This window comes from Microbacterium sp. DT81.1, assembly GCF_049844955.1.
GTDB lineage: Bacteria > Actinomycetota > Actinomycetes > Actinomycetales > Microbacteriaceae > Microbacterium.
Map to the genome: position 1 here is coordinate 365,782 of NZ_JBNCMA010000005.1, position 16,601 is coordinate 382,382.

Below are 16,601 nucleotides of genomic sequence, written 5' to 3' on the forward strand. Positions count from 1 at the left end.
GCAGAACGCTTGTCGACCGGCCCACGGCGCATGCCCATAGGGTCGGCGAGGGACCCGCTTGCGGACTCGCGCGGGCCGAGCCTTGAACACGAACCATATGATCCAGGAGTGATCGGCAAACACGACAGGCAGGAGACGGACGAGCAAATGGAGCTCGGCGTTCGCGCCATCCAGGCTGCGCGAGTCCGGTACCGACGACTCACTGATCAACTCCCGCCCCCGGTTGCCGGGTCGATGCTGGACCTGGAACGTGCTCACACCGCGAGGGAGCCCGTGGACACGCTGGTCATGACGCATCGCGCTCGAGCCACCGAGAACCTAGATCGAGTGTTCGAGATGATGATCGACAACGACAACGAGCAACTGCTCGCATATCCGTTCTCCCTCTATTCGCTCATCCGAACCGCAGTCGAGGCCGCTGCGACGTCGATGTGGTTGATCAAGTCCTCGAAGAAATCAGATCGAGTGCTCCGCGCCCTTCAGCTCGCCTACCGGAATGCGCAGGAGGCACTCAGGTTCGCAGAGCTGATCAAGGGGAAGGGTGGCGCTGCTCCCGTACGGAACGGGACCGAGAAGACCATCGAGCGTCTCAACCAGTTGAAAGACACAGTCGGCCCGCTCCGACAATTGGACCTCGGCCCACCACCGAGTTACACGGCGATTCTCACTGCCGTCTCGCCCAAGAGTCGCGACCTTACTCGCTCTGGCTACGAGGTTTCGTCGCCACTAGTCGTTTGGAAGGCGAGCAGCGCATTCCTCCATGGAAGTGAGCAAGTGATGCGGGCGCTGAGCGACGTTCGCCAGATGAACGAGTTCACCGACGGTGTTGCGTCCTTCGAGATCACGCCTAGCATTCAAATGCTGGCAGTTTCAATCAGGACGTGCGTTGATCTCGTCGGGCAGCTTGACGAGCGATACGAGTACTTAGCAACGCACGACTACGCGGGGCGTCTCGTATCAAGTAGCGCCCGCGAGTAGCACCTCCCCTAAGGAGGGGACCTTCGGCTAGCGGGCGGATCGCTCTGATCCCACCGACACTGGCTCGGTCGAGCGCGAGCACTCCCAACATGTTTCGCTGAAGGACCGGCTATCGGACGGCATTCACTCGCTTCGCGAAGACGCCGAACCCGACGATCACCACCCCGATGAGCGTCGACCACATGGCGATGGTCATCACTGTCGCGTCGATGGGAAGCATCGCGCACGCTGATCGGGAGTTGTCGTACGGGCAGCTACGCCTCGCCGCCCTCGCCACCGCCTGCGACATCATTAGCCCCGACGCCCCGCCGGAGCAGGCCGTCACCGCACTAATGACCTGGTTGAACAGCAGCATCGGCGGGAACCGGCTGATCGTATTCGACAACGTGGAACGCTTCGACGACCTCACCGGGCTGCTCCCCCGCGGAAACGTGCGGGTCATCCTCATCAGCCCCACCTCGAAATCCACGGTTGGCGGGGTCCTACGGGTCAGCGGCTTTACTAGACCGCAATCAATCCAGTACCTGCTTGCAACAACAGGGCTCGACCTGCCCTACTCGAACCGACGAGCAGCTGTCGCCGCTGCCGCCGCTCAACTCACCGCCATTGCGGAACAACCGCACTCCGCACCCCTCTCGGGTTCGGGGGCCGCCCTTCAAACCGTCGGGAGAGTGGGGATCAGCGCGAACGAGCTCGGAGATCCCTACACATTAATGGCGTTGGGACGATACGTAGACATCTCCAACCGAGTTCTCGGACCCGACCACCCCGACACCCTAATCAAACGCAACAACCTGGCGGTCGCTTACCTGGCGGTAGAGATCTAGGCACAGCGATCCCTCTCTTTGAACGGATCCTCACCGACCGCCAGCGGGTGGTCGGGTCCGAAGACCCGGCAACCCTCACGAGTCGTAACAACCTCGCCAGCGCATACCTGTCGTCGGGGGATCTCGCCCAAGCGATCTCGCTTCTTGAACAGACTCTCACCGGTAGCGAGCGGATACTCGGACCAGAAGACCCCGCAACTCTTAGGACGCGCAACAACCTGGCCAGCGCATATCGTGCTTCGGGAAATCTGGCAAAGGCGACCCCGCTCCTCGAGCAGACGCTCCATGAGCTCGAGCGCGTCCTCGGAACCGACCACCCAGAGACTCTGAGGTGCCGGAGCAACTTTGCCCGGGCATACCAATCAGTGGGCGACTATGCTCGCGCGACCCCGATGCTCGAGCTGACGCTCAACGACTCCGAGCGCGTCCTCGGAACCGACCACCCCGACACCCTCACCAGCCGCAATAACCTTGCGGGCGCATACCAGTCGTCGAATGATGTTGCCCGAGCGACCCAACTGTACTAAGAGATCCTGGCCAACTCCGAGCGTGTCCTCGGCCCGGACCACCCCGACACCTTGAGCGGCGTGAATAACCTCGCCGGCGCCTATCAGACCGCCGGAGATGTGGAACGAGCGACTCTGCTCTTTGAGCAGTCCTTGGGTTCTTGCGGTGGTCGCAACACTTAGCGAGTGGAGAGTGTTGTGGCGGATTTGGCGTTGCGGTTCCGGTTGGATCTAGTTCAGCAGGCGTGGGTGTGCTTTCAGGCGGGGCAGTTCGCGAGTGAGGTGGGCGAGCGGATCGGTGTGAACCGCACGACGGCGAAGCGGATGCTCGTGGCCGCTGGCGGTGTCAGGCCGCGGCGGGGCCGAGATCTTCAGGGCCGGTATCTGACCTTCCTGGAGCGGGAGGAGATCGCGCTCGGCATCGCCGCGGGCCAGTCGATCCGCACGATCGCCAAACGCATCGGCAGGTCGCCGTCAACGGTGTCCCGAGAACTCGCCCGGAATAGCATCAAGGGCCGTTACCGTGCCTCGACCGCCCAGGTGGTGGCGCACCATCGGGCTTCGCGCCCGAAGTCGGCGAAGCTGACGGTGAACGAACGTCTGCGTGCGAGGGTGGAAGCGGACTTGGCCAAATGGCGATCGCCGGAGCAGATCGCCGGTCGGTTGCGTCGAGAGTTCCCCGACGATCCGGAGATGCACGTGAGCGCGGAGACGATCTACCAATCGCTCTACGTGCAGTCCCGTGGCGCGTTGAAACAGGAGCTGACCCGGTATCTGCGGACCGGGCGGGCACTGCGGCATCCCAGCCGGAAGGTGGGGCAGCGCAAGAACCGGATCCCGAACATGGTCAACATCGTCCAGCGGCCCGCCGAGGTCGAGGACCGTGCCGTGCCGGGGCATTGGGAATCTCAATGAAGAAGTCAAGCCGCGATCGGGGCGTTGAACGCGGGTTCGACGTAGTGGGTATTGTCGCGCAGCATGGCCCAGATGACGTTCATGCGTCGCCGGGCAAGGGCAATGAGCGCTTGCTTGTGTGACTTGCCCTCAGCTCGCTTCCGGTCGTAGAAGGCTCTGGAGGCAGGGCTGTTCTTCAAGCTCGACAGAGCGGCGAGATAGCAGGTCCGCAGCAGCCGACGGTTGAACCGGCGGGGTCGGTGGAGGTTTCCGCTGATGCGTCCGGAATCTCTCGGGACGGGCGCCAGACCAGCAACGCAGGCAAGCCGGTCGACGTTCTCGAACGCGTCCAGACTCCCGCCGATCTGCGCGAGGAACGTGGCAGCGAGGACGGATCCGAAGCCGGGCATGCTGAGCAGGCTCGTGGCGCTGTGATGCTGGGCGAACCGCTCGGTGATCTCGGCATCGATGCCAGCGAGATCCTCATCGATCGCCGCGATCGTCGCTGCGAGCTTGGTCACTAGCGCTGAGCCGACGGCCTGGGCCGGCAGGGTGGTGGTCTGCGCGTGAGCGGCATCGACGGCGGCTTTCGCGACGCCAGCGCTATTGCGGCAGCCTCGAGCCTTCAACCACGCGGCAAGCCGGGCGACGCCGATCCGGCGGAGACTGTCCGGGGTCGCGTAGTGGGACAGCAGCACGAGCGCGGCCTTGTTCTTCGAGTAGTCGAACACCCGCTCCAACGCTGGGAAGTACTCGAGCATCGTCGCGCGCAGTCGGTTGATCGTGCGCACTCGATCATGGATCACGTCGAGCCGGTGGGAGGTCAGCAAGCGCAGATCGACGGCGATCTCGGTGGTGATGCGGACACGCTGCAGATCGGTTCGCATGCGCGCCTGATCGGCGATGATCCGAGCGTCCTTGGCGTCGGTCTTCCCGTCTCCCCGATACGTCGCCGCGGCGTGATGCACGATTCGGCCGGGGATATAGAGGAGCTGCTGCCCGTGAGCGGCGAGCAGCGCGATGAGCAAGGCGGCACCACCATCGGTCAGATCCGTTGCCCAGCAGACCTTGCCGCCGTCGATCTCGATCACGGTTGCGATCAAGTCAAGCAGCTCAGTCTCGTCGTTGCTGACCTTGGTGGACAGCAGGACAGATCCGTCACCGTCGATCACGACGCAGTGGTGTGTTCGCTTGCCGGCGTCGATTCCGGCCCAGAGTGTCGGCATGAAGGTGGTCCTCTCGATCAAGTGGTTGGTTTCCCCTGTCGATGACCACGCCGGCACGTCCTTACCCAACGATCGGTGTCGCAATTCTCAATCAGCGGTCGAGCCATCAGCGGGCAGCGGGCGGCCATTCCCAGTGAGCCGTCCAAGCGGCAGGGCGACAACTGAGCCATACCCGCTGCCCGAGGGTGACCGGAACGCTACGCCAAACGTCGGATCCGGCCTCAGCAACAACGTAAGGAGGGCGACCTGATCATCGGCGCGGGGAACTTGTCCGCGATCGGCACCCTCGTGGAACGGCACTCGAACTTCACGATGCTCGTCCCGCTGCCGGACGGCTACAAGCCGGATCAGGTCGCGCCGGCGCTCACCCGCAAGATTCAGCGACTCCCGCTGCAGTTGCGCGGCACACTGACGTGGGATCAAGGACCGGAGATGCGCGACTGGGAACAGGTCCACATCGACACCGGCATCGAGGTGTTCTTCTGCGACCCGCACTCACCCTGGCAGCGCGGCATCAACGAGAACACCAACGGGCTGCTGCGCCAGTACTTCCCCAAGGGCACACCCCTCGACGGGTTCACCGAGGGTCAACTCGACGCTGTCGCCCGCGAGCTCAACGACCGTCCCCGCAAACGGCTCGAGTTCCAAACCCCGAATGAGATCATCAGATCAGTCCTGTTGCGATGACCGCTTGAATCCGCCAGTCGCTCCTCGGGCTCGAACGGATTCTCGGACCCGACCACCCGCAGACCATCGAGTGCAGGAACAACCTCGCCTGGGCGTACGAGTCCGCAGGCGACCTAACGCGAGCGATTCCCCTCTATGAGCGCGCGGTCGCCGACTTCGAGCGCGTGATGGGCCCCGACCACCCCCGTACAGCGGGCTGCCGCGTGAACCTCGTCCGCGTCTACGTCTCGAGCGGGGATCTCGCGCGGGCGGTCCCCCAGCTTAAGCGAGTTGTTTCCCATCTCGAGCGAGTTCTCGGATCCGACCACCCCGACACGCTGATGACTCGCGATGTCCTGGCAACTACGCAACAGTGGGCCGTGGGCTCCGCCGCCGGACCCACTCTGGATGAGATCGCTGACAGCGCCTAAGGCGACACGTGACGACCTCAAGAAGTTCTGAGTCCCCCACAATCCGAGCGCCTCCTTCTCCCTCGGAAGGCGGCGGCAAGGAGGTCGGCCCGGGCTGCAGCCCATGCCCAGCAACGCGCCCTGCGGCGAACCCAGCGAACTCTCGTTAACGAGTGAGCCAGCCTTCGGACTCGCCGACCTCCTCATCGATCCGTGCAAAGGTGACCCGGCTCGTGCGGCTCCGCGTCCGCGACGTGCACAATGTCGCTGCAATCCCGCGCCTGCCCCTCGTCGATGTGACGCCCCGCTCGGTACTCCGACGATGGCCGACCGCCCCTCCACCGCACGACGCGAGAACAATTGCCGTCACCGCGGGGACTCCTATGACTCGCTCAGTTCTTGCTCTGCATGGGACAGGACCCCATGATGGGTGCCGAGGGGCCGATGACGCGGGCCACCTCTCGGACTCGAGCGGCGGGGATATGACGGTGTTGTTGTTTGTTCATGGCACGAGCGTGCGCGAGTCGGGTCATGACGCGACGCTCGCCACGATCAAGAAACACGTCGATACTCTGGACCGCGGCTGGACGGTCGAAACCTGCTATTGGGGCACCGTATTCGGGGCGGCGCTGACCCGGCAGGGAGTGACCGTCCCCGGGTATGTTGATACACGCCGTCGGACGGCTCAGGACGACGAAGATGATGACGTGGCGCTGTGGTCGGTGCTGTACGCGGACCCCCTTTATGAGCTGCGGATCCTCGGTTTGAAGCCATCCGGCCCACCACCGTTCGGGGAGCCACCATCGGTCAAGCTGTTGCGGGCCACGAGAGCATTCCGGCCGTCGCCTGACTCGCGAGACTTCTTCCAGTCCTTCGGTCTCGCCGAATTCCTCGACAGCGCAGTCGCTGCGGTCGCGGTGTCGAGCGAACTGGCGGACGCGGCCGTGACCGCGCAGGCTGATCCGGTGGAGCACCGGCAAGCAATCGCCCGGGCCGTCGTCGCCGAGACACTGGTTCGGGCAGAGATGGCGGGGGTCCCGGCGGTATCCGGGTGGATGCGCGACCGACTCGTCCAGAACATCGCCTCGGACCTCCAAGCGGATGTGCTCGGCGTCTCCGATTGGCTGAGGAAGGCGACCGCGGACTTGGTGGCGGGTATCGCTACGCACGCACTCCTCGCCCATCGCGGGACTCTGACGGACGCGGCGACCCCCTCGCTCGGCGACATCCTGCGCTTCCTCGCCCGACACCAAGAAGTCGAGGACTACCTGACGACCCGCATAAAGGACCTGGCAGATCCCGACGTCTACCTGCTGGGGCACTCCCTCGGCGGCATCATCTGCGTGGACCTATTGGCCCGCTCGATCCCAGGTAGCGTACGCGGGCTTATCACCGTGGGTTCTCAGGCGCCGTACTTTCACGAGATCGGCGCTCTTCCCTCTCTCGCTCCGGGCGGCGAGTTGCCGGCGAGCATGCCTCCGTGGCTGAATATTTACGACCCACGGGACATCCTGTCCTATGTTGGGCAGGGAGTGTTCGGGAAGCGGATCACCGATGTCGAAGTCAACGGCAAAGAGCCCTTCCCGCAATCGCACAGCGCGTACTGGAACACCCCGGCCGTGTGGGAGTCGATCGCGGAGTTCGTGAAGAAATGAGCATCGAGGACGCGGCAGTTGGTGCGCTGGCAGCCGGGCGGACGTCGGTGTTGGCGGTGGGTTTGGAGCGGTACGCGTTGCCGGCGGGGTGGGATCTGCCGGGGGCGGCGTCGCAGGCGGTGCAGTTCGCGGAGTGGGCGATCCGGCAAGGGGTCCCGCCAGGCCGGGTGCGGCTGGGCTGCACCTGGCTGGACGATGCGGGGGCGGGTGTGGTGGAGCGGTTGGGTGCGCGGGCCGTGGAGGTGGGCAATGAGTCGCTGCTGGACACCATCTACGAGCTGATGGTGGAGGGTGGGGATCTGCTGCTGGTGTATTGGTGCGGCCACGGGGTCGCAGGCAACCAGTTGGAGCGGCGGCTGCTGACGTCGGGGGCGAGTGAGCATAATCTCGCGAACCGGTTCGTCGCCGACATCTTGGCCCGGTTCCAGTCCACGATCGGGGCGGGGTTCGCCCAGCAGGTGTTCATCATTGACGCGTGCGCGAATATCATGCCCCACCAGGACGGTCAGAAGCGGGCGCTGCCGGATGCCCGGATCCAACCACTGGGGGTGCGGAAGGCGCGGCAGGATGTCTACTTCGCCACCGACGTAGGCGAATACGCCGTGTTCGACAAGGATGCCGGCACCGCCGCGTACTCCACGGCAGTCCTGACCCGACTTACCGCCGCCGACAGCGGCGGGTTCCCCCCGGACTTCCACGAGCTGTTCGCCGCGGTGAGAGAGGACCTCACCCCGCTATCGCACCAGCATCCTGTGTTCCTGTCCATCGAGGTGGATGGGGATGAATGGGAGTGGCGGTTCGGTGGCCGTGCGGACCGGGTGGTGTTCGGCAGCCGGCCCCGCCTCGCGGCACAGTTCATCACCCGGGATCAGCTCAGCCAAGTCCGGGACGTCCTGGCCGCGACAGGGGCGGTCGCGACATTGTCGGGGATGCGCGGGTCGGGGAAGTCGCAGCTGGCGTCCGGGTACGCGCAGGAGTGCGAGGTGGCCGGGTGGGAGGTGGTCGCGTGGATTACCGCGACCAGCCGCGACGACACCATCCGGCAGCTCGCCGCCCTCGGCACCGACTGCGGCCTCACCAGCCCCGAAGTCCCCCCGGAGCAGGCGACCGCGGCGCTGCTGACCTGGCTGAACAGCACCACCGGGGACCGGCTGATCGTGTTCGACAACGTGGAACGCTTCGACGACCTCACCGACCTACTCCCCCACGGCACCACCCGGGTCCTCCTCACCAGCACCACCACCACGACAACACTCGGCACCCTGGTCGCGGCCGGCGGATACACTCGCGACCAATCCCTCACCTACCTGAAAGACACGACCGGGATCGACGACCTCGCCAGCGCCGACCAGATCGCGGACGCACTCGGTGACCTGCCCGTCGCGCTCACCCAAGCCGCCACCACCATCCGCCTCGGGGGCTTCGACTACCCGCAATACCTCACCCTGCTGCAAGACAAGCCGCTCACCATCGCCCTGCGCCGCGCCGACGGCGACCCCTACCCCGACGCCGTCGCCACCGCCCTGGCCACCGCGATCAGCACCGTGCTAGGCACTCTGGAACCCGCCGAGCGGGACTACGCCCGCACCCTGCTCGGAGCGATGAGCATCCTCGCCGACACCGGCATCCCCCGCCCCTGGGCATCACACCTCAGCGACGACCCCATCACCGCCCAACTCACCGTCGGCATCCTCATCAACACCAACATCCTGACCGAAAGCGCCTCCCCCGGCAGCCGAACCATCACCCTCCACCGCCTCCTCGCCGCCGTCACCCGCCAAACCCACACCGACGACACCGACACCTCGGTGAACGCCGCGATTGAGGTGCTGAAAGCCGCCACGACACTTCCCGCGGACAGCCCATACTTCGACCGGCGCGCCAGCATCGCGCTCGCCGCCACGCAACTAGCCGCGCTTACCATCCAACCCCACTCCGCCGTCCTCAGCCACAACGCCGAACTCCTCGGCATCGCTCGATCCAGCGCATACACCGCGAACCAACTCCACGACCCCTACTCCGCGATCGGCCTCGCCCTCTACGTGGACATCGCCGACGAGGTCCTCGGACCCGACCACCCGGGCACGCTCACCAGCCGCATCAACCTCGCCTCCGCGTACCAGTCCGCGGGGAACCTGGACCGCGCGATTCCTCTGCTAGAGCAGACCGTCTCGGACATGGTGCGGGTCCACGGCGAAGACGACCCCGACACGATCACCAGCCGCAACAACCTTGCCTTTGCGTATCAATCGGCAGGCGACCTGGACCGGGCGATCCCTCTGTATGAGCAGACCCTCACCGACCGGGCGCGGATACTCGGCGAAGACAACCCCGACACCCTTACCAGCCGCAACAACCTCGCGGGCGCGTACCAGTCCGCGGGGGACCTGACACGAGCCATCCCGCTGCACGAGCAGACCCTCACCGACATGAGACGGATCCTCGGCGACGACCACCCCGACACCCTCGCCAGCCGCAACAACCTCGCGGGCGCCTACCGGGCCGTTGGGAATCTGACACGCGCGATACCGATTTACAAACGGACCCTTACCGACCGGGCGCGGATCGAGGGCGACGACCACCCCGACACCCTCACTAGCCGCAACAACCTCGCCAGCGCGTACGAGGCCGCGGGGAACCTGGCACGTGCCATCCCGCTTTACGAGCAGACCCTCGCCGACCGGGCGCGGATCCTCGGCAACGACCACCCCGACACCCTCACCAGCCGCAACAACCTCGCCAGCGCGTACCACTCCGCGGGGAACATGAACCGGGCGATACCGCTTTACGAGCAGACCCTCACCGACATGAGACGGATCCTCGGCGACGACCACCCGAACACCCTCGGGATCCTGAACAACCTCGCCTACGCCTACCAGTCCGCGGGAAACCTGACACGAGCCATTCCCCTGCACGAGCAGACCCTCACCGACATGAGACGGATCCTCGGCGACGACCACCCGAACACCCTCACTAGCCGAAACAACCTCGCCTACGCCCACCAGTCCGCGGGGAACCTCGCACGCGCGATCCAGCTCTACGAGCAGGCCCTTATCGGCCGAGCGCAGATCCTCGGCGACGACCACCCCGACACCCTGACCAGCCGCAAACTACTTGCCGATGCGCGTCGCATCGCCGCAGGTCGAGGTCGCACTCGGGGAGCTTGACTCGGTTTCCCGGACTGGTCATGACCCGGTTTCCCGGAACTCGAGTTGAGGAGCCGTGGCTCGTTGACGGTGTCTGGTTTCGAACTCTAATGGGGTGTCCCAGCCGAGTGCGCCGTGCCGGCGTCGGCGGTTATGGAAGCCCTCGATGTACTCGAAAATCGCGTTGGCGAGCTCGATCCGGGTGGCCCAGCGCCGCCGGTTCAACAGCTCGACTTGCATGCGTGCCCAGAACGACTCCACCACGGCGTTGTCATACGGGTCACCGACCGTCCCGAGCGACGGGAGGAGCCCGGCGTTCCTCGCGCGCGAGGTGAAGGCCCACGAGGTGAATTGCGTGCCGTGATCCCCGTGAATGATCGTTCCCCGGGAAGGTCGACGCGAGTCGATCGCCATCCCGAGTGCGTTCGTGGCAAGCTCTGCGCGCTGCGTGATGTCTATCGCCCATCCCACGACGCGACGGCTGAACACGTCGAGGACGACGCAGCAGTACAGCTTTCCCTCTCGTGTCGGATGCTCAGTTATGTTCGTCACCCAGAGCCGGTCCGGCCCATCCGCGTGAAAGCGGCGACGGACCAGGTCGGTGACGGTGACCTGATGGGGACACGCTTGGAGCGACGCGCAACGGAAGCCTCACGAGTCCCGATTGCAGCATCAACAGCCCGACGGTGTTCTGACCGACCGTAATCTCGTGCGACCGCTGCAGCTCCGCGCGCACCTGCATCCGCCCGTAGGTGCCACAGGACGACTCGTGGATCTGCCCGATCAGGTCGGTCAGCCACGCGTGCCTGATCGACCGCGTCGAGGGTGCTCGCGACTTCCACTCGTAGTATCCCGATGTTGATACGCCTAACGAGGCATGCTTTCCGGATGCGGACGCCGTCAGCGTGGAACTCGCCCAAGAGACGGAACCGGTCTTTTGGGGGCACCACCTGCTCTACCGCCGCGGCCGCTCTGCGGAGGATCTTGTTCTCCTCTTCCAGCTCACGGATGCGCCTGTTCGCGGCAGCCAGCTCGGCCGACAGTGCGCGCCCGGACGGCGGTCTTACGCCCCGGTCCACGAGATCTTGCTGCTTCCACCGGTAGAGGCAGGAGTGGCCGGCTTGCGGGCGGGCGGTTGCCCTCGGGTTCGAGGACCCCTACGCACGTCCGCCCTGGCTGGGTGGCGCGACTCGGCCCTTGCTCGCGAAGGTCTCTCGCCGACACACCGTCGTGAGGCCTATGTCGAGTACCTCAAGAGACACGGGCAGCGGCTGCGCGAAGAGGTCACTCTCGACTCACGTGCGGGCGTGGTGCGCGGCAAGGCACCGCTCGATATCGCCAGCGAAGTCGAGCGCCGAGCTGCCGCCGAACTGACAGACGCGCCTCGCCAGAGTCGTGAACCGGGCGATGGCGTCTTTCGGGGGCTGCCGGCGACCGCGGCGCTCAAACTTCGATGCCGCGCACCTGAGCACGGGACGCCCCACTCGCCTCGCACTCAACTCACAGATCGCAAACGCTGAACCTTCCCTTCCCCCGATCTGTGGTTGTACTGCTCCTGAGCACACCCGAAAGGGCGCTACGCGTCGCTCCGCAATGGGCGTTCCGCACGCCCTTGACGGGTGTGCTCAGGAGTAACGGACTCTGTCTATCGGGGCGGAGGGGGAAGAACTGGAACCGGTGCTTCACTCGCCGCGACCGTGGTCCGCCTATCCCGAGGAACTGCCTCTGTCAGTTGGCGACGCGACGGACTACAACGCCGCGGTCGACATCCGGTCGTCACCGCTGCCCGATGACGAGGTCATTGAAACCCACGGCGGGGCTACCACGGGCGAAACCATGCTCGTAAAGTGCACGATCGGCGCCAAGCTAACCGCTGTAGGGACGCGCTTGTCGCCGCGGAGCATGCAAGCCAATCTGATTGCGGGTGGATTATGTAAGAGTTCACCCCTACCGGCGTCGTCGAGTGGTCGTGGACCGTGACGGCGGTCAAGCCCGTCGACCAGCAGATGCGGCTCGAAGTGCGACCCTCCATCAATGCTAGAAGACGACGCCGACGATCTCCAGTACGCAAACAGGAGCTGCGCATCGTTCACAACCGACTTGCACATCGACGCGTCGCCGCTAGAGCACACCGCCTACTGGTTCGAGGTCAACGGGCCACGTATCTTGAGCATCCTCGGCGTGCTCCCCGCTATCGCCATCGCGATCAGTGGCTTCCTAGGAAAATTGCCCTGTCAGCGCAAAGGGTAAAGACAAACCCGAGGGCGAGCAGCCGGCTTAGAAGTAGACAGGCCCCGGTTCGCTCTCCTGCATAAACGAATCTCCCACAGTCTGTGGCCCCTGTGGACTACTGCTGTCCTCTGAGTGTCCCCAGTTTGTTCCCCCACTCCAGCGCCTCCCGGCGGGTGGCGGCGGTGCCTCTGACATCACCTAAGACGGATGTGAGGTTGGCGAGGTTATTGAGCGACCGAATCAGGCTCGGCCCGAAGGCTCGAACATTCGAAATTGCGAGATTTCGACGCAATTCGACAGCCTCCCTCGCCGGCCGCAATGCCTCTCGTACGTCACCAGCGTCGGAGAGGCGGAGAGCAAGGTTGTTCAAGGACTCCGCGAGGCCCGGTGTGTGGGCGAGGGCGCTTTTGGCGACGAGTCGCCGACGCAGCCGTACGGCCTCGTCAATGGCAGCCAATGCTTCGCTCGGTCTACCCAGCACCGCCAAGCGGTTGGAGTAGTTGTTGAGTGACTTGGCCAAATCTGATTCATAGACGTCGGGCTTCGCGCTGGCGAGCGCGCGACGAATCCGGATGGATTCCTCGGACGCGGCGATCGCATCTTTCCCCCGACCGAGCCTGCCTAGACACGTCGAGAGGTCATTCAGCGCCATGGCGAGGGCCGGTTGAGCGTCGGCTGAATGGGCGGCGGCGTCACTATAGAGCTGGACTGCTTCTTCGGCGAGAGGGAGCGCCTCCTGCGGGCGACCTGCCTGTGTTAGAAGCGCCGCGTGTGTGTTCAGCGCCGATGCTAGGTCACGCGTGTGCGCATCCGTCGTTCCTTCGCGTGCTGGTTGAAGCGTCTTCGGTTGGTCTTGCGGAGCGTAGACGAGCTCCTCTGATTGAGAGGAGTCAAGGTTGAGGCTCGTCGGGTCGAGCGAATTCGAAGCTTGGAATGACTTGGCCACGATACGGTTCGCATTGAGAAGGGCACGGTACAAGGCGACTGCCTGTGACGCGGGTGCGAGCGCGCTATCGACGTGCCCATTCATGGAGAGGATCGTTGCGTACGTATTGAGTGAGGTTGCCAACTGAGCGTCATATTTTCTGGGATTCTCGATCGCCAGCGCTCGGACGAGGTCGACAGCCTCGTCGGCAGCAGCGATGACTTGCCCTCCAAGCCCCATTTGTGCGAGCAGGTTCGCGTAGTTGTTCAACGCCGCGGCGAGGTGCGGGGTGTGCGCGGCCAGTTGTGCCTCGGCGAGGGTGCGGTATAAGCGGAGGGCCTCTTCGGCCATCGGAAGGGCGTCGTCGCGGCGGCCCGTCTCGGAGAGCAGGCTCGCGTAACTATTCAACGACGTGGCGAGGTCCGGGGTGTGCACGGCCGGATGCGCTTCAGCGAGGACGCGGCGCAACCGCACCGCTTCTTCCGCGGGGGGGAGGGCGTCGGTGTAGCGGCCGATCGTGAAGAGCAGGGTCGCGTAGTTGTTCAACGACGTGGCGAGGTCCGGGGTGTGCGCTTCCGGATTGGTTTCAGCGAGGACGCGGCGCAACCGCACCGCTTCCTCCGCGGCGCGGAGAGCGTCGGTGTAGCGGCCGATCGTGGCGAGCAGTTTCGCGGAGTTGTTGAGGGTCATGGCGAGGGCGGGGTTATGCGCGGCCGGGTTAGCGCTGGCCAGATCTCGATACGCTCGGAGTGCCTCTGCAGAGGCCTCCATGGCGTCCTGCTGACGGCCTGCAGCCAGGAGCTGGTTCGAGTAGGTGTTGAGAACCGCTGCCTTCTGATGCAAGTACGTTTCTGCGTCCGATTCCGATAGTTCTCGAAAGATCTCGGTGGACTCCTCGGCGCAGGCGACGGCCCGCTCCCAGTTATCCAGGTCGGAGAGTACGGCTGCGAGGTTATTTAAAGACCTCCCTAGGGAGGCTTTCGCCGAGGGTTCGGCGCTAGCGAGGTCGCGATGGCGTTTGACGGCCTCCTCAGCGGGGGGGAGCGCGTCGCCTGCTCGGCCGATTGCGGCGAGCCGATTCGCAAGAGTGGTCAGTGCTGTCCCTAGCGCAGAGCCGTTTTCGGACGGGTCCTCCTCGACGAGAATCCGATACGCGCGGACTGCCTCCTCTGCGATGATCATCGCCTCGTCCTCTCGGCCCGCCTCTGAGAGTCGAATCGCGAAGTTGTTGCAGGCAGCCGCGAGCTCCCCAACATACGTGGCTGGTTCAGTGTCGGCTCGTGCGCGGAAACCATCGACGGCGCTCCGAGCGAGGATCAATGCGAGTCGTGCTGTTGACGTGTGAGCAGCTGGAAGGGTCGTCTCGGCGGTGTGCGCGACAGACGGGTCCAGCAGGGGTGAAAGGGTAGCGCACAGTTCAGCCAGAGCAGCAGGGGTTGTCACCTTCTGCGCCACCTGACGGTCGTGGTTGTTCGCCTCGTCGAGCGCAGAGGAGACCAAGTCAGGAAGTAGGTCATTCAACAGCGGACCGACGATAGCGGCGAGATCCCCATCGGCTGTGGCGCGCGAGAGCACGGTCAGGGGTCGTTCCAACAGGTCCCAGTCGCGACCAGGAGAGATCGCAGCGGCTAATACCTCGCCTCCCAAGGCTTGGCTGAGCAAGTGCTCTCCGAGCGTGTCGGGTTCTAGGGGACCCCACCTGAGCGGAGCCGGCTCTCCGGGGGCCGACGGATAGAGGGTGGAAAGCCATTTGTCGACTCGATCGATCTCCCACGGCGATCGGCCGTGAAGTTCGGGCAAGATGCCAAGCAGGTAAGCCGCGTCGACGCTGGACGCGACGCCGGTCAGTGTTGCGAGTGCGACTGCCTGGCGGTGCGTCGGCTCGCCGACAACCAGATCTGTGGCAGTCCACCGTGCGCTCCAATACCTCGCCTCATGGGAGAGGATCGCGTCGAACATCTGAAGGCGCGTGTCGGGCACGTTTCGATCTCGCGTAGCCAGATACGCCACCATCATTACGGTAAGGGGCTGCTCGTACAACGGTCCGCTCAGGTCTGGATCATCAGATTGCTGTTCAGTGGTGCGCGTCCAAGAGTTGTGAATCGAGGACCCACCGACTTCGGCAAACGCTTGAGTGGCCGCGTCATACAACTCGACGCGTTCAACCAGATCTAGGGGCGCGTCGTCAAGAACGCTGAAGGTGGCGGCGTCCAGGATTTTGTCAGCCAACTCGTCTTCCGCCCTTACAGCGTCGATCCAGACCGACCCACCGGAGACCTTCGCGAGTCGCGGCGGCGCAGGTCGCCGAACCAACAACAGCACACGCACCGAGAACTTGTCGTCGGCGTTCTCAGCGAGAGCGCGTAGAAGTGCCGCGACTTGAAGGGAGCGCGTCTCTGCGTAGTCGACCACGATCAGCCGGCTGACAGGGAGTCCCGCAAGGGCGTCGATCCCGACTTGGGAAAGAGTGGAGGGAAGGAACCCCGCCACCCACGGGTAACCGGCGTCCTCGGCGAGTGATGCGTTCAGCCGGATGCACGCTTCCGTGCCCAGTCGAGTCTTGCCTGCGCCGCCTTGCCCGCCGATCACACGCACCGCGATCGATCCCGGCGCTCGTACCCAGTCGACCAGATCGGCGAGCACTCCGCCCCGATCAATGAAGGGCACAGGAGTGGACCGCGGCCTTAACAGGCGGCTCACGCTCGCTGTAGGTGGCAACACGCTGGGATAAGGGCGATCCAGAAGGGTTACGCGTCGGCCATCAACGACTGCGACAACAGAATCGACGGCTTGAATATTGTGGTGGCCGTGCGCGATCTGTGACACGATCCGGTCGCCATCATGCGAGCGTGGGCTTGCTGTCATCGTGTGTCCACGCTGACGAAGCCCGCTGCGCTTCTTACCCCCACAGGCACGACCCCACAATTAGCATTCTCAAAGGACGTTCGCCGCGAACGCCGCCTCACCGCCGGACAGGGTCCGCTACCCTCAATTATCACAACACGAGCCGCCATTGGTGACGTCAAGACAGGAACAGCCGTTGGGAGCCGCTGGTTGCGTAACGGCTCGTCGCTGCACTGGGGACGGTTGACATGATTGACGGCGCTGCGACACTTCGATTTGATATGACGACCCT

8 protein-coding genes and 4 pseudogenes are annotated in these 16,601 nt (G+C 64.6%); 8 read left to right on the forward strand and 4 right to left on the reverse strand.

Annotated elements, in window-relative coordinates; all coding sequences use genetic code 11:
• The first annotated feature begins 108 nt into the window (after positions 1–108).
• The 4 genes and pseudogenes from ACLQ2Q_RS15615 to ACLQ2Q_RS15630 all read left to right on the forward strand — a co-directional run.
• The gene (locus tag ACLQ2Q_RS15615; RefSeq protein ID WP_425821484.1) at positions 109–978 is read left to right on the forward strand and encodes a hypothetical protein; all 870 of its coding nucleotides are present in this window, start codon (positions 109–111) and stop codon (positions 976–978) included.
• Positions 979–1,160: 182 nt separating this feature from the next.
• A complete protein-coding gene (locus tag ACLQ2Q_RS15620) occupies positions 1,161–1,805 on the forward strand; it encodes a hypothetical protein (RefSeq protein ID WP_425821486.1) in 645 nt (214 codons plus the stop codon).
• Between the two features lie 47 nt (positions 1,806–1,852).
• A pseudogene (locus tag ACLQ2Q_RS15625) lies at positions 1,853–2,494 on the forward strand (tetratricopeptide repeat protein).
• Between the two features lie 3 nt (positions 2,495–2,497).
• Positions 2,498–3,217: pseudogene (locus ACLQ2Q_RS15630) on the forward strand (IS30 family transposase); the annotation flags it as partial.
• Between the two features lie 14 nt (positions 3,218–3,231).
• Here ACLQ2Q_RS15630 and ACLQ2Q_RS15635 read toward each other — a convergent pair.
• On the reverse strand, positions 3,232–4,431 hold the full coding sequence (locus tag ACLQ2Q_RS15635) for an IS110 family transposase (protein ID WP_425821488.1): 1,200 nt from the start codon (positions 4,429–4,431) through the stop codon (positions 3,232–3,234).
• A gap of 237 nt (positions 4,432–4,668) precedes the next feature.
• On the opposite strand from ACLQ2Q_RS15635, the pseudogene ACLQ2Q_RS15640 reads away from it, so the two are divergent.
• The 4 genes and pseudogenes from ACLQ2Q_RS15640 to ACLQ2Q_RS15655 all read left to right on the forward strand — a co-directional run.
• Positions 4,669–5,118: pseudogene (locus ACLQ2Q_RS15640) on the forward strand (IS30 family transposase); the annotation flags it as partial.
• Positions 5,119–5,126: 8 nt separating this feature from the next.
• Positions 5,127–5,528 carry a tetratricopeptide repeat protein gene (locus ACLQ2Q_RS15645; RefSeq protein WP_425821611.1) on the forward strand — a complete coding sequence of 134 codons (402 nt, stop codon included), beginning with the start codon at positions 5,127–5,129 and terminating at the stop codon, positions 5,526–5,528.
• A 461-nt stretch (positions 5,529–5,989) separates the two neighbouring features.
• Entirely contained in the window at positions 5,990–7,162 is a 1,173-nt protein-coding gene (locus ACLQ2Q_RS15650) for a hypothetical protein (RefSeq protein ID WP_425821490.1), read from the forward strand.
• Positions 7,159–10,329 carry a tetratricopeptide repeat protein gene (locus tag ACLQ2Q_RS15655; RefSeq protein ID WP_425821492.1) on the forward strand — a complete coding sequence of 1,057 codons (3,171 nt, stop codon included), beginning with the start codon at positions 7,159–7,161 and terminating at the stop codon, positions 10,327–10,329. The genes ACLQ2Q_RS15650 and ACLQ2Q_RS15655 overlap by 4 nt, the downstream gene beginning before the upstream one ends.
• 18 nt (positions 10,330–10,347) lie before the next feature.
• On the opposite strand, the pseudogene ACLQ2Q_RS15660 reads toward ACLQ2Q_RS15655, so the two are convergent.
• The 3 genes and pseudogenes from ACLQ2Q_RS15660 to ACLQ2Q_RS15670 form a co-directional block, all read right to left on the reverse strand.
• Positions 10,348–10,917: pseudogene (locus tag ACLQ2Q_RS15660) on the reverse strand (IS3 family transposase); the annotation flags it as partial.
• The gene (locus ACLQ2Q_RS15665; protein ID WP_425821613.1) at positions 10,844–11,212 is read right to left on the reverse strand and encodes an IS3 family transposase; all 369 of its coding nucleotides are present in this window, start codon (positions 11,210–11,212) and stop codon (positions 10,844–10,846) included. The pseudogene ACLQ2Q_RS15660 and the gene ACLQ2Q_RS15665, both read right to left, overlap by 74 nt.
• Before the next feature lie 1,443 nt (positions 11,213–12,655).
• Positions 12,656–16,108 carry a tetratricopeptide repeat protein gene (locus ACLQ2Q_RS15670; RefSeq protein WP_425821494.1) on the reverse strand — a complete coding sequence of 1,151 codons (3,453 nt, stop codon included), beginning with the start codon at positions 16,106–16,108 and terminating at the stop codon, positions 12,656–12,658.
• Between the last annotated feature and the right edge of the window lie 493 nt (positions 16,109–16,601).

Excerpts from the sequence above, each read along its gene's own strand:
- ACLQ2Q_RS15620 (WP_425821486.1), top strand. The coding sequence starts at position 1,161 with ATGGCGATGGTCATCACTGTCGCGTCGATGGGAAGCATCGCGCACGCT.
- ACLQ2Q_RS15635 (WP_425821488.1), bottom strand. The coding sequence starts at position 4,431 with ATGCCGACACTCTGGGCCGGAATCGACGCCGGCAAGCGAACACACCAC.
- ACLQ2Q_RS15650 (WP_425821490.1), top strand. The coding sequence starts at position 5,990 with ATGACGGTGTTGTTGTTTGTTCATGGCACGAGCGTGCGCGAGTCGGGT.
- ACLQ2Q_RS15655 (WP_425821492.1), top strand. The coding sequence starts at position 7,159 with ATGAGCATCGAGGACGCGGCAGTTGGTGCGCTGGCAGCCGGGCGGACG.